Source organism: Acetobacterium sp., from assembly GCF_036508315.1.
Taxonomy (GTDB): Bacteria; Bacillota; Clostridia; order Eubacteriales; family Eubacteriaceae; genus Acetobacterium.
In genome coordinates, this window is sequence record NZ_DATCHP010000025.1 from 25491 (window position 1) to 46618 (window position 21128).

Annotated in this window: 37 protein-coding genes, 2 tRNA genes and 1 pseudogene; 8 read left to right on the forward strand and 32 right to left on the reverse strand. The window is 38.1% G+C overall.

The window, feature by feature from the left end:
• The 24 genes and pseudogenes from VIK44_RS02750 to VIK44_RS02865 all read right to left on the reverse strand — a co-directional run.
• Nucleotides 1-213 (reverse strand): annotated as a pseudogene (locus tag VIK44_RS02750) (HNH endonuclease); the annotation flags it as partial.
• A 3-nt stretch (nucleotides 214-216) separates the two neighbouring features.
• Nucleotides 217-432: a hypothetical protein gene (locus tag VIK44_RS02755; RefSeq protein ID WP_331552312.1), complete on the reverse strand. Its 216-nt coding sequence runs from the start codon at nucleotides 430-432 to the stop codon at nucleotides 217-219.
• Complete coding sequence (locus tag VIK44_RS02760; protein WP_331552313.1) at nucleotides 404-610, reverse strand: hypothetical protein; 207 nt, start codon at nucleotides 608-610, stop codon at nucleotides 404-406. The genes VIK44_RS02755 and VIK44_RS02760 overlap by 29 nt, the downstream gene beginning before the upstream one ends.
• Before the next feature lie 114 nt (nucleotides 611-724).
• Nucleotides 725-1144, reverse strand: a complete 420-nt coding sequence (locus VIK44_RS02765; RefSeq protein ID WP_331552314.1) for a DUF1492 domain-containing protein — start codon at nucleotides 1142-1144, stop codon at nucleotides 725-727.
• The gene (locus VIK44_RS02770; protein WP_331552315.1) at nucleotides 1144-1461 is read right to left on the reverse strand and encodes a hypothetical protein; all 318 of its coding nucleotides are present in this window, start codon (nucleotides 1459-1461) and stop codon (nucleotides 1144-1146) included. Before VIK44_RS02770 ends, VIK44_RS02765 begins: the two co-directional genes overlap by 1 nt.
• Before the next feature lies 1 nt (nucleotide 1462).
• Nucleotides 1463-1660 (reverse strand): hypothetical protein, encoded by a 198-nt coding sequence (locus VIK44_RS02775; RefSeq protein WP_331552316.1) that lies wholly within the window; start codon nucleotides 1658-1660, stop codon nucleotides 1463-1465.
• Complete coding sequence (locus VIK44_RS02780) at nucleotides 1653-2063, reverse strand: hypothetical protein (protein WP_331552317.1); 411 nt, start codon at nucleotides 2061-2063, stop codon at nucleotides 1653-1655. Before VIK44_RS02780 ends, VIK44_RS02775 begins: the two co-directional genes overlap by 8 nt.
• 3 nt (nucleotides 2064-2066) lie before the next feature.
• A complete protein-coding gene (locus VIK44_RS02785) occupies nucleotides 2067-2738 on the reverse strand; it encodes a DUF4406 domain-containing protein (RefSeq protein ID WP_331552318.1) in 672 nt (223 codons plus the stop codon).
• Nucleotides 2738-3106 (reverse strand): hypothetical protein, encoded by a 369-nt coding sequence (locus VIK44_RS02790; RefSeq protein WP_331552319.1) that lies wholly within the window; start codon nucleotides 3104-3106, stop codon nucleotides 2738-2740. Before VIK44_RS02790 ends, VIK44_RS02785 begins: the two co-directional genes overlap by 1 nt.
• Nucleotides 3107-3721 (reverse strand): Holliday junction resolvase RecU, encoded by a 615-nt coding sequence (locus tag VIK44_RS02795; RefSeq protein WP_331552320.1) that lies wholly within the window; start codon nucleotides 3719-3721, stop codon nucleotides 3107-3109. It lies immediately after the preceding gene.
• A 3-nt stretch (nucleotides 3722-3724) separates the two neighbouring features.
• The gene (locus tag VIK44_RS02800) at nucleotides 3725-3967 is read right to left on the reverse strand and encodes a hypothetical protein (RefSeq protein ID WP_331552321.1); all 243 of its coding nucleotides are present in this window, start codon (nucleotides 3965-3967) and stop codon (nucleotides 3725-3727) included.
• Nucleotides 3960-5573, reverse strand: a complete 1614-nt coding sequence (locus VIK44_RS02805) for a DUF4942 domain-containing protein (protein ID WP_331552322.1) — start codon at nucleotides 5571-5573, stop codon at nucleotides 3960-3962. Before VIK44_RS02805 ends, VIK44_RS02800 begins: the two co-directional genes overlap by 8 nt.
• Nucleotides 5574-5581: 8 nt before the next feature.
• Nucleotides 5582-6445: a hypothetical protein gene (locus VIK44_RS02810; protein WP_331552323.1), complete on the reverse strand. Its 864-nt coding sequence runs from the start codon at nucleotides 6443-6445 to the stop codon at nucleotides 5582-5584.
• The gene (locus VIK44_RS02815) at nucleotides 6442-7005 is read right to left on the reverse strand and encodes a hypothetical protein (protein WP_331552324.1); all 564 of its coding nucleotides are present in this window, start codon (nucleotides 7003-7005) and stop codon (nucleotides 6442-6444) included. Before VIK44_RS02815 ends, VIK44_RS02810 begins: the two co-directional genes overlap by 4 nt.
• Nucleotides 7005-7604, reverse strand: a complete 600-nt coding sequence (locus VIK44_RS02820) for an HNH endonuclease signature motif containing protein (protein WP_331552325.1) — start codon at nucleotides 7602-7604, stop codon at nucleotides 7005-7007. Before VIK44_RS02820 ends, VIK44_RS02815 begins: the two co-directional genes overlap by 1 nt.
• A complete protein-coding gene (locus VIK44_RS02825; RefSeq protein ID WP_331552326.1) occupies nucleotides 7582-7830 on the reverse strand; it encodes a hypothetical protein in 249 nt (82 codons plus the stop codon). Before VIK44_RS02825 ends, VIK44_RS02820 begins: the two co-directional genes overlap by 23 nt.
• Before the next feature lie 7 nt (nucleotides 7831-7837).
• A complete protein-coding gene (locus VIK44_RS02830) occupies nucleotides 7838-8053 on the reverse strand; it encodes a hypothetical protein (RefSeq protein WP_331552327.1) in 216 nt (71 codons plus the stop codon).
• The gene (locus VIK44_RS02835) at nucleotides 8040-8486 is read right to left on the reverse strand and encodes a hypothetical protein (protein ID WP_331552328.1); all 447 of its coding nucleotides are present in this window, start codon (nucleotides 8484-8486) and stop codon (nucleotides 8040-8042) included. Before VIK44_RS02835 ends, VIK44_RS02830 begins: the two co-directional genes overlap by 14 nt.
• Nucleotides 8487-8505: 19 nt before the next feature.
• Nucleotides 8506-9237 carry a rolling circle replication-associated protein gene (locus VIK44_RS02840; RefSeq protein ID WP_331552329.1) on the reverse strand — a complete coding sequence of 244 codons (732 nt, stop codon included), beginning with the start codon at nucleotides 9235-9237 and terminating at the stop codon, nucleotides 8506-8508.
• Nucleotides 9238-9509: 272 nt separating this feature from the next.
• Nucleotides 9510-9689: a hypothetical protein gene (locus VIK44_RS02845; protein ID WP_331552330.1), complete on the reverse strand. Its 180-nt coding sequence runs from the start codon at nucleotides 9687-9689 to the stop codon at nucleotides 9510-9512.
• A gap of 11 nt (nucleotides 9690-9700) precedes the next feature.
• On the reverse strand, nucleotides 9701-10042 hold the full coding sequence (locus VIK44_RS02850) for a hypothetical protein (protein WP_331552331.1): 342 nt from the start codon (nucleotides 10040-10042) through the stop codon (nucleotides 9701-9703).
• Nucleotides 10043-10209: 167 nt separating this feature from the next.
• Entirely contained in the window at nucleotides 10210-10392 is a 183-nt protein-coding gene (locus tag VIK44_RS02855) for a hypothetical protein (RefSeq protein ID WP_331552332.1), read from the reverse strand.
• Nucleotides 10385-10924 (reverse strand): hypothetical protein, encoded by a 540-nt coding sequence (locus tag VIK44_RS02860; RefSeq protein WP_331552333.1) that lies wholly within the window; start codon nucleotides 10922-10924, stop codon nucleotides 10385-10387. The genes VIK44_RS02855 and VIK44_RS02860 overlap by 8 nt, the downstream gene beginning before the upstream one ends.
• A gap of 207 nt (nucleotides 10925-11131) precedes the next feature.
• Entirely contained in the window at nucleotides 11132-11386 is a 255-nt protein-coding gene (locus tag VIK44_RS02865) for a hypothetical protein (protein ID WP_331552334.1), read from the reverse strand.
• A 131-nt stretch (nucleotides 11387-11517) separates the two neighbouring features.
• On the opposite strand from VIK44_RS02865, the gene VIK44_RS02870 reads away from it, so the two are divergent.
• Nucleotides 11518-11832 (forward strand): hypothetical protein, encoded by a 315-nt coding sequence (locus VIK44_RS02870; protein ID WP_331552335.1) that lies wholly within the window; start codon nucleotides 11518-11520, stop codon nucleotides 11830-11832.
• On the opposite strand, the gene VIK44_RS02875 is transcribed toward VIK44_RS02870, so the two are convergent.
• The 4 genes from VIK44_RS02875 to VIK44_RS02890 all read right to left on the reverse strand — a co-directional run bounded on the left by VIK44_RS02875 (nucleotide 11821) and on the right by VIK44_RS02890 (nucleotide 12818).
• The gene (locus tag VIK44_RS02875; protein WP_331552336.1) at nucleotides 11821-11982 is read right to left on the reverse strand and encodes a hypothetical protein; all 162 of its coding nucleotides are present in this window, start codon (nucleotides 11980-11982) and stop codon (nucleotides 11821-11823) included. The genes VIK44_RS02870 and VIK44_RS02875 overlap by 12 nt on opposite strands.
• Before the next feature lie 16 nt (nucleotides 11983-11998).
• Nucleotides 11999-12325, reverse strand: coding sequence for a hypothetical protein (locus tag VIK44_RS02880; RefSeq protein ID WP_331552337.1), 327 nt, complete (start codon nucleotides 12323-12325; stop codon nucleotides 11999-12001).
• On the reverse strand, nucleotides 12322-12477 hold the full coding sequence (locus VIK44_RS02885) for a hypothetical protein (RefSeq protein ID WP_331552338.1): 156 nt from the start codon (nucleotides 12475-12477) through the stop codon (nucleotides 12322-12324). The genes VIK44_RS02880 and VIK44_RS02885 overlap by 4 nt, the downstream gene beginning before the upstream one ends.
• A gap of 143 nt (nucleotides 12478-12620) precedes the next feature.
• The gene (locus VIK44_RS02890; RefSeq protein WP_331552339.1) at nucleotides 12621-12818 is read right to left on the reverse strand and encodes a helix-turn-helix transcriptional regulator; all 198 of its coding nucleotides are present in this window, start codon (nucleotides 12816-12818) and stop codon (nucleotides 12621-12623) included.
• 177 nt (nucleotides 12819-12995) lie between these two features.
• Between VIK44_RS02890 and VIK44_RS02895 the strand changes: the two genes are divergently transcribed.
• From VIK44_RS02895 to VIK44_RS02905, 3 genes are all read left to right on the forward strand, one after another.
• A complete protein-coding gene (locus VIK44_RS02895) occupies nucleotides 12996-13610 on the forward strand; it encodes a LexA family protein (RefSeq protein ID WP_331552340.1) in 615 nt (204 codons plus the stop codon).
• A gap of 55 nt (nucleotides 13611-13665) precedes the next feature.
• On the forward strand, nucleotides 13666-14094 hold the full coding sequence (locus VIK44_RS02900) for a hypothetical protein (RefSeq protein WP_331552341.1): 429 nt from the start codon (nucleotides 13666-13668) through the stop codon (nucleotides 14092-14094).
• A gap of 179 nt (nucleotides 14095-14273) precedes the next feature.
• Entirely contained in the window at nucleotides 14274-15368 is a 1095-nt protein-coding gene (locus VIK44_RS02905) for a tyrosine-type recombinase/integrase (RefSeq protein ID WP_331552342.1), read from the forward strand.
• A gap of 112 nt (nucleotides 15369-15480) precedes the next feature.
• Here VIK44_RS02905 and VIK44_RS02910 read toward each other — a convergent pair.
• Together VIK44_RS02910 and VIK44_RS02915 are read right to left on the reverse strand one after the other, a co-directional pair.
• Nucleotides 15481-15557: transfer RNA gene (locus VIK44_RS02910), tRNA-Lys, on the reverse strand.
• Between the two features lie 4 nt (nucleotides 15558-15561).
• A tRNA-Leu gene (locus VIK44_RS02915) sits at nucleotides 15562-15648 on the reverse strand.
• A gap of 350 nt (nucleotides 15649-15998) precedes the next feature.
• Here VIK44_RS02915 and VIK44_RS02920 point away from each other — a divergent pair.
• Nucleotides 15999-16256 (forward strand): hypothetical protein, encoded by a 258-nt coding sequence (locus VIK44_RS02920; RefSeq protein ID WP_331552343.1) that lies wholly within the window; start codon nucleotides 15999-16001, stop codon nucleotides 16254-16256.
• 30 nt (nucleotides 16257-16286) lie between these two features.
• Here VIK44_RS02920 and VIK44_RS02925 read toward each other — a convergent pair whose 3' ends face one another.
• Both VIK44_RS02925 and aroE read right to left on the reverse strand, forming a co-directional pair.
• The gene (locus VIK44_RS02925) at nucleotides 16287-16820 is read right to left on the reverse strand and encodes a shikimate kinase (RefSeq protein WP_331552344.1); all 534 of its coding nucleotides are present in this window, start codon (nucleotides 16818-16820) and stop codon (nucleotides 16287-16289) included.
• A 1-nt stretch (nucleotide 16821) separates the two neighbouring features.
• Nucleotides 16822-17682: a shikimate dehydrogenase gene (aroE, locus tag VIK44_RS02930; RefSeq protein WP_331552345.1), complete on the reverse strand. Its 861-nt coding sequence runs from the start codon at nucleotides 17680-17682 to the stop codon at nucleotides 16822-16824.
• A gap of 222 nt (nucleotides 17683-17904) precedes the next feature.
• Here aroE and uraA point away from each other — a divergent pair, with 222 nt between their 5' ends.
• From uraA to VIK44_RS02945, 3 genes are all read left to right on the forward strand, one after another.
• Nucleotides 17905-19245 carry a uracil permease gene (gene uraA / locus VIK44_RS02935; RefSeq protein WP_331552346.1) on the forward strand — a complete coding sequence of 447 codons (1341 nt, stop codon included), beginning with the start codon at nucleotides 17905-17907 and terminating at the stop codon, nucleotides 19243-19245.
• 144 nt (nucleotides 19246-19389) lie between these two features.
• A complete protein-coding gene (locus VIK44_RS02940) occupies nucleotides 19390-20142 on the forward strand; it encodes an NYN domain-containing protein (protein ID WP_331552347.1) in 753 nt (250 codons plus the stop codon).
• Between the two features lie 48 nt (nucleotides 20143-20190).
• Entirely contained in the window at nucleotides 20191-21114 is a 924-nt protein-coding gene (locus VIK44_RS02945) for a CorA family divalent cation transporter (protein ID WP_331552348.1), read from the forward strand.
• Nucleotides 21115-21128: the final 14 nt, after the last annotated feature.

A 21128-nucleotide genomic window follows, 5' to 3' on the forward strand; every position in this document is an offset into this window, starting at 1 on the left:
ATGACAGTCTCTGCATAACAATACCAGGTTGTTCTCTCCATACACAATATCAGGATCATTAATGTTAGTTGGTGTTAGGAACTTCTTATGATGTACCTCAACCCCTGGCTTACCACAGTCCTGGCATAGTCCAAAGTATTTATTAAAGATATAGTCCCGGCATTGTTGCCACTGCTTGGATGCATACATACGTCTAGCAAATGCACGTGCCATTATCTAAACACTGAACATCTTATCTTTAAACTTTGCATCTAATAAGATTACTTTCTTCTCGAATGATTTGGCCATCTCAGATTCCATGATCTCTATATCTTCTGGCCTCATGTAAGAAGTAAGAAATAATACTATCGCATGATCGGCTTTACTGATTGACTTAACTTCTTTAATGAGTATCTCTTGTCCATCATTTGTTCTTAATATTAGTTTTGACATATCGTTCCCCTTGTTCTTTAAGCATTGGACTCAGTGGTCCAAACGTCGGCAATGCCATGCTCTTAATTTGTAAAGATATTAGCACTTCATACTTCTCTATCACTTCATTTAGTAGGTCGCGCGCTTCTATTAATTCGCTGTAATCTACTGTGATCTTTGGCTTATCCATACCCTCCATGTTATCCCCCCTCATTCTTCCCATTAAAAAAGGGCATCCCGAAAAGCTCCGGCGCCCTTAATTATATTGGCTTGTATCTATTTCTATATCTGCACTATATCCTATTTGAGTGTATCATTGTGTATCATGGTTCAATATTTCCAAACCCTTTGAATGATACCTGTGTACCTGTGCCCATTCGTAATCAGTCCGCACACATATTTCTTCCCATCTAAGCTGATTAATGTATCTGAGTTGCATAATGCGTCGCGTTGTCCCATCCTGGATAGTTAAAATCATTTCATCTATCTCTTGTTTTATCTTTACTGCAATTTTAATTTGATTGTCTAATTCAACGCAGATGCTTAAATATTTTACTACTATTGCATCAAACCCACTATGAGTTGAACCTTTAGGCATGTCTGATATCATAGACGTTATGCTGGTTGCCTTAGCCATCCACACCTCAATTTCCTGCTCTAAATCATCTATTCTTTCGCAGGCTGTCTTGTACTGTCTGAGTTTTTCTTTTATGGCATTGTTGGCTGCTGTCATTAAAACCTCCTATAATTCCCCTTGTTTCCAATACAGAAATAGCGCGTCTTGTGGTTTGGTTTGTAATCCATCAGCTTTACTTTGTAATATTTGTGCCGATATATTTCTTTTCGTTTTGGCTTATAATCCAACCCATAAACAATATTATTAATCTCATCCATCACGGGTTTTAACGATTTCCATAGCTGTTCAAATATCTCTTGTATTGCTCCCCAAACTCTCTTGACCTCTTCCATTTGCTCATTTAGTTTTCCTAATGCTTCGCAAAATAGCTCAGTATCAATTCCAATTGTAGCAACTATTACTCCTTTTTTCATATCACTTCACCGCCTTTAATTCACGTCCACACATAGGGCAATAATTAAACGGTACACCCTCAATTGTCACATCTTTTATTATTGCTGAAAATTGAAACCCAACGCAATTAATGAGTTTTTCATCACAGTTACAATAATCACAATATTCATCTGCTTTTGAATTTCGTGTTTTAAAAATGTATTTTTCGTATTTATTCATAATATTCAACTTCTGGCAATGTATCTATCTCTTTCATGAATAGGTCATTAATATCCTGTACCCATTTAGTTAAGCCCCTTCCTAAGCATGTGTCAAATCTATGGTCATCTTTGTGATGTTTCAACTCATATATGTACCCAAACTTTTTTAAACCTATCTCACCCATTATTGTTAAACACCCTTGGGCTTTATATATATCTTTGCCAAAATAACCATCACCCATACTGGAAATAGCTTTCTCAGTATGGCTGGCATATGCATTCAATAAAATAAATATTTTGGGATGGTGGTCATCACTTATTTTAATAAACTTCTCATTTTTCCCCATTTTGTAGATTGCGGTGCGGATTTTCTTATGCATTGAATCCGCCAATTGGTTTTTTGCTTGCCCCGTATAATTCATAGCTTACACACCTAGATAAATAATCTCAATGCCATGATCTTTGCTAAATCCATTTTCTTGACCGCAACCGCCGCTGTTTTGCCATCCAACAGGGAATAGCGCACCGTCACAGGCAGACAGTAATTTAAAACATTTAGCCATGGCCGCTGCATCTGTCAATCCATCCGGGATATGTACCAACGGCCTTATAATTTTAGCGTTAGGATATTTGTCGATGATCCGGCGATAAAGATAACCCTCACTTTTTTTATTTTCAGCCATTGTTCTCCCGCCTGATGTGCAAGGGTGTGCAAGATAATAAAGTTTCCCATCCTCAAGCTTTATCGGTGATATGTACTGGCCAGGCGGTGGCTGTACTATTGGCATCGGTATATCAAGCATTGATTCTCTCCACAATTTTTGTGCCGACGACTCCTGCCTGGATCCATATGTTTTATAAAAAGCCTCATGCGATTTCGGCTCCACTATGTTCGGTATTTTCATTGTCCATGGATTCATTCCCACTGGCCAAAGTTCCTCTTCATTGAATGGTGGTGATCGGAGTGTTCGTTTAATTCTGGCAACAGCCTCTTCGAGATTCCATACCTTTTTTGTATTCATCACCACCGTTACAATTAAAGCTTCAGTGAAGACAACTAATGCGACTATAATCCATGTCATTATTTCTAGTGTCATTACTTTTCATCCTCCGAATAAACGCCATCTTCATCGGGGATCGGAATATCCCTGAAATCAACCTGTCCTGGTATCCTATGACTTGAAATACTGGGCCTTGTTTCGTAATTGCCATTCGGGTACTCTGCAATGTCTAATTTTATGGATCCTCCTGTGATCGGTGTCAATGTTGTTTTTATGTCATAGGCGATGATTACTGAATCTCTTTCGTCACTTGGCATCAATACCACATTTATCTGAATTTTTCTTTTTCCAGCTGAGAAAGTGCGTTTATCCATAATATTCTCAAATACCTTGTCAAACTCAATTTGGAACAAGCTCTCTAACGACTGTTGTTCCCGTTCTACTCCAATTTCTGCTAATTTCATTTAAAACACCTCCATGTTTGATAAAAAATCCAAATATCCGTTTTTCCATTTCAGTTTTTCTGTGTCATATAGATCAAGCATTTCATCTTCTTTGATGAATTTATGTTCCAGGTGCAGTTCCATGTCTCTCCATATCTCCCAGGGTACCCGGTAGCAATTTTCCAGATTAAAAGATACCAGGATAAAAACGACGGCCCCCATTCTCCGGAGGCGTTCCAGATAGTCACCTTGTACATCCGATACTCTGTTTTTTAGGATCCGGTCCTTCTCAGTGGCTTTAGCTTCAAAGCAAACCATGGTGCCGTTGCAAATGATCCCTTTAAAGTCTGGCTGAGCTTTTTTCTCAAAACAAGCGGTAAACCGGCCTTTTTTTAATGAGCTTAATACTCTGATTGGTTCCGGTGTTTTCTCAATTAGTGCAAAACCTTTTATAGCATAGGCACTACAGGCCTGCTCAATGATCGTTTCAAAGCTTTTTCCGATGCAACGGCTTCTATACCCCTGCATCTTATTTCTTGTTTCACGCTCTCTGTCCACGTTATTGGCTGCGGTTCCTGCAGTTGGGTCTAAGTATTTTTCTGTATACATGGCTTCGTTATACATTGTTTTTGTCATTTTCTAAATCCTCTCCATATATTTAGTATGATCTACCTGGCTGTAGCCCATTATTTTTAGCAAGGCTGTTTTTTTAATTTTAATGACTGAGTTGGTCCCTTTGACTTTTATGTTTACGCACTCAGAGTTTTTCGATGCTTCAATCCTGCATTCCGTAAAAAATGTATTAAGTGAATCCCCGCCATACAGGCCTACTTCACAAATTGAGATCAAATGTTTTATATCTTTGTTTGCAGATTCACTCATGCTCACTCACCTCTTCCAACATTAAAAATCCCCGGTCTCTTAAAACGTCTTGTACTTCATCATCGTTCCTGCAGCGTTCGTAATTGTCTTTCCCCTGGAAGTTGTTAATTGCATCCTTCTCTTCATCCGTCATTCCGTAATATTTTTTTTTCCCGTACGATGGCGGCAACCAGTTCCGCTTCTTAGCCATGAAGATGTTTAACAATTCGATGGCTTTATCATTGGTAAACTCGATATGACAGGTACCTTTCTTGTAAAATGTTAAGTTAAAATACTCGAACATAATGTTTTTGGTCTGCCCCGTGACTCTGACGCATTCCCAAACCCTTTTAATTACATCATCAGGGGTGACTTTTTTACCTTTGGTCAAATAGCTTAAGATCTTTTCCATTTCAACGACTCTTTGGGTAACTCTGTAATCCGGCTCAAATCGGTGGCTCCAACTGTCATAGGCGTTTAACCAGATAATTGCCTTCTTTCCGATCTTCCAGGCTTTGTTGGTCTTCATGGCATTGTAGTAAAGAGTGTTTTTACCATCATAGGCTTTGGTGGTAACATCATCGAAGAATGATTCAATCCCTGATTCAATGTTCGTGCTCAGGTTCTGGTAAAGTTCCTTTTGCAATTGCTGGATATTAAACCTGGTCACATCATATCCGGAAAACTCTTCAATCTTAGAGTTTAAGTCCCAGAAAGCATCTGTAGTGACGATTTCAGTAATCACTTTCAGATTAAAAATGGTCTTCCAGAATTTATGCCGGGTTCTGGAAATAAACTTATTAATCAATTCATTGCGGTTCCCCTGGAATCCATCTCGATCATTGTTCCCGATCTTAACGATAATAAAACATTCTTTGTCCTGGATTTCTTCTCCGGAGATTAAAACCGGCTTAATTCTAAAATACTCCTCTAAAAATTCGACGCCTACTTTAATTTCATAATTGTATGATTCAATAATGCCTTTAACCGGATCCCCCTGGATCACTGATGTTTCAAAGTCCTCTTCATCATCATAGTCTTTTGCCTTCTCCATTTTGTCCAGAATAAGGCTTGCATCCATTTTTATAATTTCCGGGAACACTATGCTTATGAGTGCAATCTCAACCTCTGTTTTTCTTTCCGCATCCAGGAAGCCATCTGTGATGAATTCAACCTCTGCATGGTATTCGTCTATCACACTTACCAGTTCTCTTCTTAAATTTGTGTACGGGTTCCGGATCGTTTCAGCATTCAGGATGCAAACCACCTGGCCCCCTCGTCGCTCCTGAATGTCAACCGCTCTCATAAAATGCTTATCCCCGTTGCTAAATGGCGGATTCATGATAATACAATCATAGTTTTTATAGGTTCCGAAGGTCAGGAAGTCGTCATGGATCACGCTTAAACCTTTCCCTTTCAGGATCATCTGATATTCCTTCTCGATTTCAATGGCATCAACCTCTATTGTTCGGTTCCTGTTATTCATTTTATAGAGCCTTTGCACCTCTTCACAGATATGGCCTTTACCGGCACTGGGCTCTAATATGGTTAGGTCTCTGTGCACCTCTTTTATCTTGTGAAACATTTTATTGATCAGTTGCTCCGGCGTTGGGTAATATTCATTCATATGCGACCTCACGTTTTAAAATTTCTGAAATCCGTACCTTTTTTCATGTGCATATTGATAGCAGCTGGTCTTTGCCATTGTCTTGCAAATGCGTTTATTTCTTTGGGATATGTTGTTTTAATAGCTGTAAAATCTCGATATAATTGTGCAAACGGCATGGCCCCGGCTGTCCATATCCGTCTTAATCTTTCTTCATTTTTGCTCATATCGTCACCGATCAGTGCGTAACACTTAATATGTTCTCTGGTAAATCCGACATCAACTAATTTCTTACAAGCGGTTTCAAAGGTTTTTAACGCCTGATCCGTATCACATGCTAACCACATTTCTTTGATTCTCAAACCCCTGGCATTCTCAACAAAGTGGTCGTCTATCAAGTCTGGTTCTAATCCACCCTTAAAGCAAATTCTTGACTGCTTTTTCAGCATTTCAAATACTATATCTTTGTGATGCTTCGACGTTTGGAGGAAGTTGTTGTCCTGGATGATGTTTCCTTCAACCACCAAGAGTTCTTTTAATTTACCCTCAATCTTTGGCACAATACACCATGGGCAATTGTTATTGCATCCCCGGGATGTAAAGATAATGTTTTTCTTGATATATAACCCTGGATTAAACCCTACCGTTGGTGAGTTAAAAGCTGGACCGCCTAATTTCACTGGCTTATTTTGGAACTGCTTAAATTGAAAAGCCAATTTCTCACAAAACTCCTTATCCCATGTAAAAATACATGAAATATGTACTTCATCGAAATCCGGGAATAAATTAAACATTGGCGCTTGCACTATCCCATTAGCGCAATATGTCAGTAGATCGTCCGGGGTATAACTCGTTCTCTTAGGAAAGACTCTTAAAATCTTTTTATAGCTCATTTTATCCTCTCAAATTCAATCACCCAAACCCATGGGTTAGCATGAGCACCATAAAGATAAAGCTCATCAGTCTTGACTGTAGAGTTCCACAGCACAATAAAGGCTGCAATGTATTGGGATGGAGGTGCGCCTAAATAAAATATCCCTTCTTTTTCCGCATCATCTGCATTCATATCCTGCAGGCGTTCAACCCTCACATCGGTCACTTTCAAAAAGATTCTGGCTTCTTCTTTTTCCATATGGATAGATGGTTGCCATTTCATATTGCAATCTGTAAATAACTCTTTTATGTGTCTTGCTCCAAAATTAGCCTTATAATAAATGGTCTCTCCACCATTATCAAAATCGTCATAGCAAAATGTTTCCTGGACATACAGTTCATCACCTACCTGGTATGGTGCTTTCCGCTGATAACCATGTTCATCACACCAGCCATTCGGGAATGCTGTCATGTCCCATCTGATACTATTTGCTTGTGGTTTAATCTTCCTCCTGGTTACTGTCTTTCTGCCTTTCATTAGTGCCTGGACCATTTCAGTGTTAAACTTTATTGATTTCATTATTTGCCCCTCTCCATTTTTAATCCATGCGTCTTTACTATCAGCTTTGCAATTAATACGCCTGTTTCTGTAAGCTTCTTATCGTTTTTAATCAGCTTATTTTTGTTTAATGCTGTCAACTCTTTCCGGGATACCATCATTAAATTATTTAAGCAAATATTTGATTGATCGCCATCGGCAAAGATAAGCACATGATTTTCAGGTATATCGCCATTCTTTGTTTCCCATAAGAGCCTGTGCTTCTGTTTCCATACATTTGGATTGGCTATCTTTATCCAGGCATAACCGTCTCTTACAACTTCTGTCCCAATAAGCATTGTGTTGTGTGGGATGGATCCCTTTTGAAACTGTGTTGGTGTCCAAATTTCAATACCTTTTTTACCTTTGTTAAATGGCACGGTGCCCTTTTTAAACCATCCCGTCCTGCCAGTATTAAGCTTATTGTTTTTTATATAAGCTTTGATCTGGTTGGGTTTAATCCCGGCATTAAACTTTTTATTAAAGGCTGCCATTATCTCAATGTGGCTGTGATCGGGGACGTATCCAAATAGAAATTCCTTTTCATCCGGCGTGTACTTATGCTTTGCCAGTGTTTTCATCCCCTATCATTTTTGGCATTCTGAATTTTGCATCAAAAGCATTATCGGCAATCTTATGTGCCTCTAACACAAGTGCTGCATTTGAAACAATTTGTGCTGCTACCCCTGTTATGGCTTTGACTTTATTTATCTCTCCTGCTAAATCTTCACCTTTTAAATCTTTATCACCTAGTCTTTCAAGCTGTGCAAAGAGATGATTGTTTAGGTCTATTAATTTATTATTCATTTTCTTATCACCCTTGATCCTTTACCATCTTTGCGTGAAGTTCTACCATTTGTTTGTAATCTGGGCTATTAAATGGATAGCTGTCAATGAGCGCCCCCACCACATTAATCTGCTCATACTTGGTCTGATGGCTGAAAGTGGCTTTAACCAAATCATCAAATCTTGAATGATCCACTCCATCCCATAACTTTTCTAATACAACTCGGATCTCATCTTTTTTCATGTTCTTTCCCCTCCACAAAACTTATTTGATTGTCAGTGTATTTCTCTTCATATTTTTCAATGTAGTCCTGAATGAATTTCTTTGAAAACTCCAGGCACTTTTTGTAATCATTAAAGGGCCCTGCTATCTTTTCATCCTCTTCAGGGATAATAATGATCTTTCCCTCTGCTTGTCTTATCCCAATCAACAATCCTTGGTACCGATAAATGTCAAAGTCGCTGCTGTACTTTTTCCCTTTGAGAAAGCGGCTTACTGCAATTCTAGGGTTGATTGATTTTTTAACTTTTCTGAATGGGAGCGTTTTGAATAAGGTATACTGCAATGGTCCTCGGCAAATCCCGTCCCGCCAGTGATCTTGTATATAAAATCTAATCCCTTCATAATCAAAATACGGGCATAACCCATCATGGCGTTTAAAATTTATTGAATTCATCGTTTGTCCTTTCTCCTTTTTATCCGTTTCCAATCCTTACCATGCTATAAAATTGATACGGCCACCCGGTGACATCGTGGATCCCTTCCTTCATGGTATCTACTTCTAGCAAATATCCCTTCAACGGCTCCGGATCTTTTTTCCATTCTTTTGCTTGGATGATCTTTTTTTTGATTATTGGTTTCTTGAGGTTCCTGCTGGCATTCCACCGTTTTCTTGACGGGCTGCCTTGCTCCCTGAATGTTGCCCTAGTTTCTTTGATGAGGTAACTTGCCAGGGCTGCATATTGTCCGGTATTGTCCAGGTATGCGAACCGGGTTCTGCCATTTTTCCACAATCTGTCGAATTCTTTAATTGGTACACTGTCAACTACATTAACAATGAGGTGGTGATGGATGGCCTTATTTTTATACTCGGTGACAATGATGTATCTGAGCTCCTCTCCATTTTTCTTGTAAAGATTCCGGAGCGGTCTCAAATATTTATCCAGCTCTTTTTTTGCTTCCTCTGGATCTGGTCTGTTGTCTTTTTTATAAGTCAGCGTAATGTGAAGATCTCCCGCACCATAATTTGTATTGATTAGTCTTCTCAATTTTGTTTCTGCATTTCTTTCATTGATCTTTAGCATTTGCTCCGGTGTTGGTTTCTCGTTTTTCCCCCGGACCATTCCTTTTTTCTTGTATCGTGCTGAAAATGATTTTGACATTTCAATCGTTTTTCCTGCATAGCATATTGTTAAAACATAAGCCACTGATGATCCCCCCTTTTTATCTTGAGATGTCGTTAAGTTAATACTCTTATCGAGTCTAAAAGCTGGATTTTAAGCCACTTTTTACTTGTTATCTTTTCAACAAAAAGGTATAATGAGATAACAAGTTTTTTAAAAGACCGCCGTGGCATCCTAGCTGAAAAGGCGGTCTTTCTTTATTCAATTATTTATGTTATAATGAGTCTAAATTAATTATTCAGCTGCTCTCCATTTAAACATTCGCGTGTTTTGGAGAGTTTTTTTTATGGTTTTTTTCATATCGCTACTGCTCCCAGTTTCTGCTTCATCTTTTTAAGCTTTATCATGGCTCTGTTGTCATCGACCTCTATTACGATATTTCTACAATAATTACACTCAAATCCCTTTACCGGTGCCCAGTGTTTCAATTCAATGATGAAACCGCATGTTCGGCATTGTCTTTCAAACTTTTTCATATCGTTACCTCCTAATTAAAGTTGATTAATACTTTCTCTCCTTCGTAATATGAAGGATTATTTTTGATCGCCGTATTTATTACATCTTCAATTTCTTGGGTTTTATCTATTCCGTCGAGTACCGCTTGCTTCCAGTCTTCATGCATGCCATCTTCGTAATCATCCAGAGCACTCGACAAAGAAAATTCTTGTGCGAATTGTTTATCAGCAATTGTTACTTCAAGTAATTCAGGATCTTCGAACTCTCCATGATTTAGTTCTTGCTCAAATTCTGCCTTTGTCATTACATAGAAATCCCATTCGGTTTTAATAGTTAAAAAGGTGTCTCCGGTTAACTCTGCTAAATTTTTCATTCTTGTTTACTCCTCACTTATTTTAATAAATCGATGTGTTCCTATTTCAGCGTCAGAAATGTTTTTCTTCTTCAAAAATTCAACAACTTCCGATTCTGATTTAAATACTTTTACTTTTCCGTCATCCCCTATAATGCTTAAGCAGTCGTGTGTGGTTACAATAAACTTCATCCTACGATTTTTCCAAAAGCAATACCCAGGGCAACACACATTGCTGCTATGTTTCCGATTGCAATGGCCATACCCATGCTGGCACCGCCGCTCACGACTCCGCCGATGATAATGCAGGCTCCAGTGAACACAAATGTTCCAAATGTTATAATTGCTGCTATTTTAATTTCATTATTCATTTTCTAGCTCCTGTTCCTCTTCCAATCCTATAACCACCAGGCGTTCATCCATGATCCTCACCTCTGGGTCCATTCCGTACCTAGCTTGATATTTTGCTAATCTCTTGTTTATCCGGTGGTTTGTTGCTTCTACTTTGCGGATTTCATTCTGCAGGCTTAAAATTTCGCAAGCTAGATCCTCTCGAAGATCATCGAATGTTGCGACGGTTTTTTCGTGATCCTGGCAATCATCCCCCAGTTCAAAAACAATATCTTCTAACTCAGCAATCTTTTGATCAGCGGCCTTCTTAAATGCCGCTACCAATGTATCCATTTTTTGATCCGATTCTAAATGTGCTTGATGTTTACTTGCTAATTCATGAAACCGTAACTGGCAAATATCGCCAAGATTAAAAAAGTCGTCCTGGGATTTTTGCAATTTTGCTTTTAATTCTTCCTTAGTAAATTTTGAAGTAAACTTTACTACATCAATTCCAAATTCCTGATCTCTCACTTTGTCTTCCAAAAGCTGAATGTATAAGTCTTTATTCATTTTTTCCTCCTTAAATTTTATTTTCTTGGTTTTTATAAAACAACAATGTAAAAAGGAATTTGCATATATCATAATTTCCCGCACATAAAATAATATTGTCGTTGTTTTCGTTTATTTCAATCAATTCATGAATACCATTTTTGTATCTAATAACATATTCTTGACCGTCGATGTATAAGTTTTCCATTGTTTTTCCTTTCTTCGCCATCAGCCGCCATGGCAAAACCAGTTCCACACTGTTATTTTTGGGATGGCCACATACCGTTGGCCCTTTAAATGTTCCCGGTGTCCAAACCCAAAAGGCAACAATCCTTCAAAGGCTGCATTCCGGATCGCATTGGCCGAGAACCCCTCTCCCAGTGCCTCCGCCAATTCCGCCGGGGACACTGTTCCGCTATTATCCTTATCCAGTAATGCTTTCAATCTTTTTTGTTGTTCCAGCACTACATTTGGTGCTTCCATTGTTTTTTCTCCCTTCTTTGATTTTCAACGGTTTGTTTTTGATTTAATTCCTCTTGTTTCTTTTCGCTCGTACTCCTATAATTAAATTATCAGCTTTGCAGAGTTGAAATAATTTGAAAGGAGGTAACTTTATGGCCAAGTTTACATATACAAGCAATGTCGATGAAGTTTTTAAAAAGCTTGATTCATTAAGCTTTAGTCCTGTTGATTTTTCCGAAGCTTTTTCTGATGAATTCATGAACACCAACACATCATTTAAAAGCTTTCAGGAATTTATTGATTCAAGTGGATTCAAAATGCAAAGCCAGGAAGATTTTGAATCGATCGACGAAAATGAACTTGATGTATTTGTTTCTGCAAATACTGAATTCTCGACATTTAAAGAAATGTCTGCAAGCGCTGCGGAAATAGTTTTAAAAAAACGGGTTAAAGATTTAGGACTCTAAATTAGCTCCAATCTCGATTTTTATTGAACCAAGTAAATCATTAGAACCGAGTAAATCATTAATTTTTAACACTAATTCTTTTACTCGGTTCAGTTTTTCAATTGCTTCGTCTACTTCTGTTGTGTCTACTTTAATTTTTGGTTCTGACATCCTCTTCACCTCCTTCTTAAAATAAAACATCGTCCAGTGATTCTTCGATTACGTCAATAACTTCTTCTTTCGGCACATCAAATTCTTCCAGCCATTCCCCAATTTCTAAACGGCTGTTGAGCCATTTAAATATTCTTTCCGCGATCGCTCTGTTGTCATAACCTTTTAGTTCGTGTTCAAAACCTATTTTCTGCATACCGCCGTCCGGGTAGATGATACAATCATTGGAATTTACTGTTACTTTAGTCCCCTTTTTAAATGTTTTTTCATGTCCCAATAAAAAGGTTTCAACCGCTACATCCTCGGTTAATTCCATAATTTCGCCAATCATTAGTTTTTTCATATTCTTTTCATCTCCTTTCTAACTGGCTTTATCAAAATCTTTTTTCCCAGGGCTTCAGCCAGTTCCGCTGGGGACACTGTTCCGCTATTATCCTTATCCAGTAATGCTTTCAATCTTTTTTGTTGTTCCAGCACTACGTTTGGTGCATCCATTGTTTTTTCTCCCTTCTTTGATTTTCAACAATTTGTTTAATTATTCTTGTTTCTTTTTGCTCGTACTCCTATAATTAAATTATCAGCCGGCCTGGTCGAAATTCCCTGATAAATGAGGAGAAAAGTCACATTTAGTGACCTTTTTATGTAAAAAAAATGTAATCAACTCCCACCTTATAATAACTTGCTAATGCCTTTTTTATTTCATCCCTGGGAACCCTCAACCCAACCTCATAATTTCCGAGTGCTGATGTTGTTATACCAACATCTTTTGCTACTTTCTCTTGTGTTTTGTCCCCACGCAATTCTTTTAACTTTTGTCCGATTTTAGTGTTATCCACTTTCTCACCTCCCTTGTTTAGATCACGTTGTGTGATTACATGATATTCTAATGCCTTCGCAATGTCAAGGGGAAAAATAAAATATTTCCACGTTGCGTGTTTTATTTTTATATAAAGATTGATTTTGTCACGCTACGTGGTATACTATAGCCACACCTAAACAGGGAGGAAAGCGCAATGAATTTTGCTGATAGATTAAAATTACTACGTAACGAAAATGCCTTAACGCAATTGGATTTATCTAAAAAATTAGGAGTTTCAAAATCATCAATCGGAATGTATGAATCGGGGCAGCGTGTGCCAGACGTTGAAACATTTGAAGTTATTGCAGATTATTTTAATGTTGATATGGGTTATTTAAGAGGAAAAACGGATGTTAGACAATACTCCTCCCTTGCGCCCATAAAAATACCAATTCTTGGAAATGTAGCCGCCGGGGTTCCAATTGAAGCAATTGAGGACATTAAAGGTTATATTGAAATAACTGAAGATTTAGCTAAGAAAGGAACATACTTTGCTCTAGAGATTAAAGGTGAGTCTATGGCGCCATTTATGTTGGAACACGATGTGATTCTAATTAGAAAACAAAAGATTATTGAAAATGATGAAATTGGGATCATAATGGTAAATGGGGATAATGCCACTGTTAAAAAAATAATGAAGCATGATGGGGGTATTACATTGATACCTTTGAATCCAATGTTTTCATTAATTGATTATAGTTGTGAGGAGGTTGAAAATTTGCCCGTTGAAATTATTGGAAAAGTAATTGAGATAAGAAGAAAAGTCTAATGCTAAGGGGGAGCAATCCCCTTTTTATATAAACAAATTTTGAAGGAGGATAGTGATGGGTTTCTTTTCAAAAATGAAAGAGAAAATGCAAACAATTGAGAAAACTGCTACTGAAATAAAAAAGGTGGGAGTTCAAAAAAATTCAAAGTCACCGTCTCGTTATGAAACAAACTTGAACGGAGTTAAAACGGGAAACAGACAAGAAGTTTTAAGTGGCATTGAGAGTGATGTAAAATTAAAAGTATTACCGGTATTTACAAGAGATCCAATTTTTTTGGAGGTTTATATTAGAACTCCAACGGGCGTTCGTTCTAAAACTAAAAAAGAAGTTATTGGGACAATACCCCCTAATATTGTTAAAGAGATCGTAAACAGGTATGGCCGCAATGGATTTAAGCCAATTATTACAAAATACAAAATCAGTAAAAATGCATCAAATACTTTTGAATGTTCTGTTTCTTTACAAATAGACAGTGATGAATAGATATATTAAATTCAATCGCAAAAAATAAAAAAACCGCCTCTTCTGCTATAACAGAAAAAAACGGCTTTAGATATACCGGGACCGTGGTCGCAATATATACACCACAAATATTTTACCACGCTTCCCGGGGAATTTCAACCGGGTATTTTTATACCCAAATTCGAAAGGAAGTGTTAAAAATGGCTTATAAAAAAAGGATAAGAATAACAGTGGGTCATACTTATGATGGTGAACCCATCAGAAAAAGTTTTTATGGGAAGTCTGTCAAAGAGTGCAATGAAAAAATTGATGCCTATAAGCTGGAAGTGGCCACCGAGAAAAAGCAGGAATGGGATGAAACGCTTTTCGAGTCCTGGGCTGATAAGTGGTTAAATATTTATAAAGAAAATATTGTGAGCGATTCCACCTATTATGGGTACAAGCTTTGCATTGATCATCTGAATGATTATTTCGGTGACTATAATATCCGCATGATCCGGGCGATTGATATTCAGCAGTTTTTTAAAACAAAGGCTGAATTCTCTCAGTCCATGGTGGATAAGATTCGGATCACACTGAATGCCATTTTCGAAACGGCCATTGAAAATGATTTGTTCATTAAAAACCCGATGGCCAACATTAAACCCAAAGGCAAGCCCGCCCTGGAGAAGCAGCCCTACACCATTGATGAGTATGAAGTTGTTGTTAAATATGCAATGACTCATCCTGAAGGACTGGGGGCCTTTATTATTTTAAAGACCGGCATCCGCAAAGGTGAATTAATGGGGCTTAACCCTGCAAAGGATATTGATTTTGTCAAGCGGCTGCTGAGCGTGAACCGCGTGATCACCGATGACACCGGTACCCCAAAGATGAAAACAACCGGGAAAAGTGAAAAAGCTTTGAGAGTTATTCCCCTGGATGATGTGTTCTGTGATTTTTTAAAAAATGATATCCGGATGTACCGGGATGATTATTTATTTAAAACACACCATGGTAAAATCATGGGTCCCCGGGTATGGGCCAATTATCATTATAAGAAATATACAGATGATCTTAAGATAGCTCATCCGGAGCTTCCTCTTCTTTCCCCACATGAATTAAGACACACCTATGGAACAATCCTCTATAAGTTTGGAACCGATGTTTTCACCCTTCAGAAGTTGTTGGGGCACGCCTCCATTGAAACCACTACTAAGATTTATGTCCATGATGATGTGGAAGATCTGGTTAAAAACATCCGTTGGAAGATTGTTCCTGTTGAAGAAGATCCCGGGAAAATCGTCGCCACTTAATAGCCCTATTGATAGCCCTTTTATATCATTAAATGCCGTTATATGCCATAAACTTGTTTTTGGACAAATAAAATAAGAGCGCCAACGGATGGCGCTCTTATGCGTTTTCTAATGGTGCCCCTTCAGGGATTCGAACCCTGGACACCCTGATTAAGAGTCAGGTGCTCTAACCAACTGAGCTAAAGGAGCTTAATGGTGCCGAAGGCGGGACTTGAACCCGCACGTGATTTCTCACAACGGATTTTGAGTCCGTCACGTCTGCCAATTCCATCACTCCGGCAAAATAAAAAATATAACTGATCTTTGGTACCTACCCAAAATACGGTACAAACAACTGAGTGATTCACACAAAATCAAAGATTTAGGTTCTCTGCCTATGCAATTCCATCATTTCAGCGAAATAAACTGGTATTATTTCACACGACACTGTTTGAAATAATACCATATTCTTAAATAAATGTCAATTGTTCTTTGAAGCAAATCTTGTTTTTATCATAAAAAAAGAAAATTGAACAAAATATTATCTTGTTTTTATGAAAATATACGGTAATATATTATTATGGCAGATATAAGTGTACCATATACCATCTGCAAATCAGAACATCAGATAAAAAAGATAGGAGTGGCATAATGAGTTTATTTGAAAATAATAAAACCGCAGCTTACAAAGAATACCGAACATTTATTAACTCATCAGTTCTTGAACTCATTGAAAAAACAGAAGATAAAAAATGCAATGGCTGCATTGATTATATATATTCTGAGGATATTACAACTGCCCATTGTGAAGCATTGGAATATTCATGGCCGGTAATGGACCCTGAAGCCGTTCAAAGACTGACTGATTGTTATATATGCGATCTTAAGGCTACTAAAACCAAATACTAAGCTACCAAACAGCAGACCAGTGAATTGATTCTACTGGTCTGTTTTTTCATGCTTTTTGTACAAACTCACGATCTTCTCGCAGCATTCCGGTGTTGTCCATTCTTCAGTTGAAATTTGAAAATCACAGTCTTCATAAAAGGACTGCCGTTCTGCCATCATCATTTTTATTTGTTTCAGTGGATCGCTGCTTCTCAGAAGCGGTCGTGACTGATCACCTTGAATGCGTTCAAAAATTGTTTCAGGTTCACAGGTCAGGCTTACGACAAAGGCTTTTTCTTTTAGCATCTGTCGATTCCGCTTAAATAATATGATCCCACCTCCGGTTGAGATGATAACTTTTTCCATAGCTAAGGCTTTTTTTAAAGCCTGATGCTCCGCTTCCCGAAAGGCCTCCTCTCCCAAATCCCTGAATATTTCAGAAATTTTCATTCCCATGGATTCTTCAACCATCGCATCGGTATCGATGAACACATATCCTAATTTTTCTGCTAATAACGGACCAATGGTTGATTTTCCGGTTGCCATAAAACCAATGAGAGCAATGCGGCTTGTCTTATTTTCCATACTACTCTAATCCCTTGACCAATAAGGATCTTCCTACTTCGGGATCCGGAAAAATGCCAGTCCACAATTCAAAGGCCAACAGCCCTTGGTACAAAAGCATTTCAAGGCCGTTTTCTATTTTGGCTCCTGAAGCCTTTCCATCCTTAAGCAGCTGGGTCATGGGTGGACTGTAAATCATATCATAGACCAGAATATCCGCTCTCAGTAAGGTTTTTGCAAGTGGCGTCTTTTCGGGATGATCGGCCATTCCAAGACTGGTACCATTGACTATGACCCCAACCTCCTGAATCATTTTCTTTAAAAGGTCTTCTTCCATGGGAATAGCCATTGCTTTCCCCGGCCAGCTTTCATTAATTTGAGCTGCCAAATTTTCGGCTTTTTCAAAGGTACGATTGGAAATAATTACTTTTTTAATACCCCAATCGGCTAAAGCCATGGCAACGGATTTTACTGCACCGCCGCACCCTAATATTAAAATACTCAGCGCTTCTTTTTGAATGTTTCCAAGTTTGTTTTCAATGGATTTAATAAACCCAAAACCATCCGTGTTGTAGCCAATCATTTTCCCCTCGCGACAAACCACTGTGTTCACAGCTCCGATTTTCTCGGCCAGTGGATCGATTTCATCCAAATACTTCATAATTGCCATTTTATGTGGTTTGGTTATGTTAAATCCTCCGAAGTTCAATAAACGAAAACCGTCTATGAGTTTTTCCAAATTTTCGGATTTAACCTCTACCGGCAAATAGAGGGCATCGATATGACTGGTTTTAAAAAGTCCGTTATGTAGTTGTGGCGACAGGCTCTGGGCTATGGGATCTCCAATAACGGCATATAGTTTAGTATTAACGGTTATCTTCATAAAAATCTCCTTAATAATGCATTGTTTTCTTTTGGCATTGTATCACACGGGTTTATCCTCTGTAAACTTACTCGATTCGTCAATTTTCAATAATGTTCCTGTTTTTATTAAATGCTGCTGACTTTACCCGATATTGCCAATCTACTCCTATTAATAGTCTTTCCGGGATTCTTTTAATGTGATATAATTTTAAGGAAAATAAAAGAATGGAGATGAGCAAAAATGAATAATCGAAAAATAATTCAAGTGGAGGATAAGGTTCCGTTTAACTTACTGGTGCCACTGAGCTTACAACATATGTTTGCCATGTTTGGAGCATCCGTACTGGTGCCTTTCCTTTTTGGTATCAATCCCGCCATTGTCCTTTTAATGAACGGTGTTGGTACATTGCTGTTCATCCTTATTACTAAAGGAAAATCACCGGCTTATCTTGGTTCAAGTTTTGCCTTTTTAGCTCCTGCTGGTATCGTGATCGCCACCTGGGGCTATTCTTACGCTTTAGGAGGATTCGTTGTTGTTGGCTTGTGTGGTTGTATTCTGGCGGGCATCATTTATAAGTTTGGGATTGACTGGATTAATATTGTGCTGCCACCGGCTGCCATGGGCCCGGTTGTTGCCCTTATCGGTCTTGAGCTGGCTAGTACAGCTGCACTGACTGCCGGTATTCTGCCCCAAACAACCTATGTCCTTGATGGGGCCACTGGTCTTTATTCCCAGATTGTCACAGTCGTTGCCCCGGAAAATGTCATCGTTTTTCTAGTCACCCTGGGCTTTGCAGTTTTTGGCTCTGTTCTGTTTAGAAAATTCCTGTCAGTGATTCCGATTCTTATTTCGATTATTGCAGGTTATGTTGCCGCTCTATTGACTGGTGTTATCGGTCCGGCGAATTTCCAGACCGTGGCGAATGCCCCCTGGTTGTCTTTGCCGAATTTCCAATTTCCGCAATTTAAATTAGAAGCAATTATTATTATTCTTCCGGTACTTTTGGTTATTGCATCTGAACACATTGGTCACCAGATTGTTACCAGTAAAGTCATTGGCAGAGATTTACTAAAAGATCCCGGTCTTCATCGGTCTCTGTTTGCCGATAACTTTTCAACCATGGTTTCAGGATTAATCGGTTCTGTACCAACCACTACCTATGGTGAAAATATTGGCGTTATGGCCGTTACCAAAGTCTACAGTGTTCGTGTCATTGCCGGTGCTGCCATTTTATCCATTATCTGTTCCTTTGTCGGTAAGTTTTCCATGCTCATCAGTACCATCCCCGGGCCGGTAATTGGCGGGATCTCCTTTTTACTTTACGGGATGATCGGTGCTGCCGGTATACGTATTATCGTAGATGCCCAGGTTGACTATGGCAAATCCAGAAATCTTGCCTTAACCTCGGTGGTTTTTGTGGTTGGTCTCTCTGGTGTTGCGGTAAACTTTGGAAGTATTCAGCTGCGAGGTATGGTTCTTTCTGCTGTTGTCGGAATGGGTTTAAGCCTTGTTTTTTATATTTTGGATAAACTTAAGCTGACCAATGACCGGGAAGAGGAACGTCTTTATGACATACCTTAAATAAGTTGTAAAATAGTAAAAATTCTATTATAATTATATTAAATGAATTTTTATAAAGTAAAATCAAAACAGATTTATTTTTCTTAAATAAACTATTCATCGTGCTAAATAAAATAGCAGACTATTGCTATTAAGGGGAACAATATGAAAAGCGATATGAAAATTGCAGTTTTAATAGATGCTGATAATGTTTCAGATAAATATATCAAATATATATTTGATGAGATTTCCAACCATGGCATACCTACATTCAAGCGAATCTATGGAGATTGGACGAAGCCGCAACTGGGGTCATGGAAAACGGTGTTGCTGAATTACTCAATTACCCCCATTCAGCAATATGCCTATACAACCGGTAAGAATGCCACAGATGCAGCACTAATCATTGATGCAATGGATATTCTCTATTCTAATAATGTAGACGGTTTTTGCATTGTATCCAGTGACAGTGATTTCACCAGACTCGCCACCCGTCTGAGAGAAGCCAGCATGTATGTGATTGGCATGGGGGAAAAGAAAACACCGACACCTTTCATCTCTGCCTGTGACAAGTTTAAATATCTTGAGGTTTTAGCCGCAATTCGAACAGATTCTTACGAAACAAATGGAACAACTGAAAAGCCTGAGGCACCAAAAGAAAGTATGGCCAATACAAAAGACCTCATCGAATCAATTAAAACAATTATTACTGAGAGTTCAGACGAGGATGGCTGGGCAAATCTGGGAGAAGTCGGTTCAAGGCTCAACAACCGTTACCCTGATTTTGATACCAGAAACTACGGTCACTCAAAATTAACGCCTCTTTTATCGTCTTTAAAACAATTTGAAATTCAGTCGCGAAAAAGCAGCAAATCCCATGTTACAAGTTACTTTATTAAAAATAAGTCCAAAAAATAAAAAGGTTTTTTTTGTAAAAAATACTACCCAAAAGATCAGGATGTGATAATGATGATATATCTGATTGATAATGATACGTTGGAAATTGATACCCTGGAACACATCAATACCATTGAAGGCAAATCACATTTATGTATCCTTAATTGTGAAGAGCTGCAAGCCATGAGCCATAAACTGGGTCTCTGTCAAAAAATCATTGATGAATGTTTAACCGGTATCGTCTCTAAATTTGAAAGCCATGATGGTTTTGATTTTATTACCCTGAATATTCCTGACGCTATTAATAAGGGTAATAAACCTAAACGGATTTCCATTTATTTTACAGGCAAATTCCTGTTATTTATATCAAATGACAGTACGTATATGAATAAACTCGTTATTCAAATTGCTTCAGAAAAAATAAAAAATCTGAGCCCGGGAAAGATAATACGTTTGTTTTTTGATAAATTAACCCTTAATGACCGATTTCAACTTGAAAAAATCGAGCAGGAAATTTCGGATCTTGAGGAAGATTTAATTGCTTCCAAACAGAATGATCTAGTCAATTATCTGATCACTTTCCGGAAAAAGCTGCTGAGTCTTAAGCGTTACTATCAGGAATTATTAGAGATTGCCGAATCCATTGAGGAAAATGAGAATGGGCTCATCGACAAAAAGGAACTTCGATATTTTAAAATACATACTAATCGGGTCAATCGATTGTTTAATGGCGTAGTGAATCTCAGAGATTATGGCTCGCAGGTGCGAGAAGCCTATCAGGAACAGTTGGACATCAGTCTTAATTATGTCATGAAAATATTCACCGTTATCACTTCAATTTTTTTGCCTCTGACCCTCATTGTCGGATGGTATGGCATGAATCTCATCATGCCTGAGTTTAAATGGGTTTATACTTATCCATTTGTTATTGTGTTATGCCTTACTATTACATCATTATCTTTATTCTATTTCAAAAAACACAAATGGTTTTAAGACTGAATTTTGCA

Coding starts and splice junctions, on each gene's coding strand:
- VIK44_RS02925 (WP_331552344.1), bottom strand. CDS start 16,820: ATGGAAAATAAGACAAGCCGCATTGCTCTCATTGGTTTTATGGCAACC.
- VIK44_RS02790 (WP_331552319.1), bottom strand. CDS start 3,106: ATGAAATTAGCAGAAATTGGAGTAGAACGGGAACAACAGTCGTTAGAG.
- VIK44_RS02945 (WP_331552348.1), top strand. CDS start 20,191: ATGATGATATATCTGATTGATAATGATACGTTGGAAATTGATACCCTG.
- VIK44_RS02795 (WP_331552320.1), bottom strand. CDS start 3,721: ATGACAAAAACAATGTATAACGAAGCCATGTATACAGAAAAATACTTA.
- VIK44_RS02760 (WP_331552313.1), bottom strand. CDS start 610: ATGGAGGGTATGGATAAGCCAAAGATCACAGTAGATTACAGCGAATTA.
- VIK44_RS02875 (WP_331552336.1), bottom strand. CDS start 11,982: ATGTCAGAACCAAAAATTAAAGTAGACACAACAGAAGTAGACGAAGCA.
- VIK44_RS02860 (WP_331552333.1), bottom strand. CDS start 10,924: ATGAATAAAGACTTATACATTCAGCTTTTGGAAGACAAAGTGAGAGAT.
- VIK44_RS02920 (WP_331552343.1), top strand. CDS start 15,999: ATGAGTTTATTTGAAAATAATAAAACCGCAGCTTACAAAGAATACCGA.
- VIK44_RS02850 (WP_331552331.1), bottom strand. CDS start 10,042: ATGAAAAATTTAGCAGAGTTAACCGGAGACACCTTTTTAACTATTAAA.
- VIK44_RS02780 (WP_331552317.1), bottom strand. CDS start 2,063: ATGAATTATACGGGGCAAGCAAAAAACCAATTGGCGGATTCAATGCAT.
- VIK44_RS02755 (WP_331552312.1), bottom strand. CDS start 432: ATGTCAAAACTAATATTAAGAACAAATGATGGACAAGAGATACTCATT.
- VIK44_RS02785 (WP_331552318.1), bottom strand. CDS start 2,738: ATGACACTAGAAATAATGACATGGATTATAGTCGCATTAGTTGTCTTC.
- VIK44_RS02775 (WP_331552316.1), bottom strand. CDS start 1,660: ATGAATAAATACGAAAAATACATTTTTAAAACACGAAATTCAAAAGCA.
- VIK44_RS02865 (WP_331552334.1), bottom strand. CDS start 11,386: ATGGAAGCACCAAATGTAGTGCTGGAACAACAAAAAAGATTGAAAGCA.
- VIK44_RS02895 (WP_331552340.1), top strand. CDS start 12,996: ATGAATTTTGCTGATAGATTAAAATTACTACGTAACGAAAATGCCTTA.
- VIK44_RS02815 (WP_331552324.1), bottom strand. CDS start 7,005: ATGAAATCAATAAAGTTTAACACTGAAATGGTCCAGGCACTAATGAAA.
- VIK44_RS02845 (WP_331552330.1), bottom strand. CDS start 9,689: ATGAAAAAGTTTGAAAGACAATGCCGAACATGCGGTTTCATCATTGAA.
- VIK44_RS02830 (WP_331552327.1), bottom strand. CDS start 8,053: ATGAAAAAAGATGAGATCCGAGTTGTATTAGAAAAGTTATGGGATGGA.
- VIK44_RS02800 (WP_331552321.1), bottom strand. CDS start 3,967: ATGAGTGAATCTGCAAACAAAGATATAAAACATTTGATCTCAATTTGT.
- VIK44_RS02870 (WP_331552335.1), top strand. CDS start 11,518: ATGGCCAAGTTTACATATACAAGCAATGTCGATGAAGTTTTTAAAAAG.
- VIK44_RS02770 (WP_331552315.1), bottom strand. CDS start 1,461: ATGAAAAAAGGAGTAATAGTTGCTACAATTGGAATTGATACTGAGCTA.
- VIK44_RS02900 (WP_331552341.1), top strand. CDS start 13,666: ATGGGTTTCTTTTCAAAAATGAAAGAGAAAATGCAAACAATTGAGAAA.
- VIK44_RS02940 (WP_331552347.1), top strand. CDS start 19,390: ATGAAAAGCGATATGAAAATTGCAGTTTTAATAGATGCTGATAATGTT.
- VIK44_RS02855 (WP_331552332.1), bottom strand. CDS start 10,392: ATGAATAATGAAATTAAAATAGCAGCAATTATAACATTTGGAACATTT.
- VIK44_RS02820 (WP_331552325.1), bottom strand. CDS start 7,604: ATGAAAACACTGGCAAAGCATAAGTACACGCCGGATGAAAAGGAATTT.
- VIK44_RS02825 (WP_331552326.1), bottom strand. CDS start 7,830: ATGAATAATAAATTAATAGACCTAAACAATCATCTCTTTGCACAGCTT.
- uraA (WP_331552346.1), top strand. CDS start 17,905: ATGAATAATCGAAAAATAATTCAAGTGGAGGATAAGGTTCCGTTTAAC.
- VIK44_RS02835 (WP_331552328.1), bottom strand. CDS start 8,486: ATGAATTCAATAAATTTTAAACGCCATGATGGGTTATGCCCGTATTTT.
- VIK44_RS02810 (WP_331552323.1), bottom strand. CDS start 6,445: ATGAGCTATAAAAAGATTTTAAGAGTCTTTCCTAAGAGAACGAGTTAT.
- VIK44_RS02805 (WP_331552322.1), bottom strand. CDS start 5,573: ATGAATGAATATTACCCAACGCCGGAGCAACTGATCAATAAAATGTTT.
- VIK44_RS02880 (WP_331552337.1), bottom strand. CDS start 12,325: ATGAAAAAACTAATGATTGGCGAAATTATGGAATTAACCGAGGATGTA.
- VIK44_RS02765 (WP_331552314.1), bottom strand. CDS start 1,144: ATGACAGCAGCCAACAATGCCATAAAAGAAAAACTCAGACAGTACAAG.
- VIK44_RS02905 (WP_331552342.1), top strand. CDS start 14,274: ATGGCTTATAAAAAAAGGATAAGAATAACAGTGGGTCATACTTATGAT.
- VIK44_RS02885 (WP_331552338.1), bottom strand. CDS start 12,477: ATGGATGCACCAAACGTAGTGCTGGAACAACAAAAAAGATTGAAAGCA.
- aroE (WP_331552345.1), bottom strand. CDS start 17,682: ATGAAGATAACCGTTAATACTAAACTATATGCCGTTATTGGAGATCCC.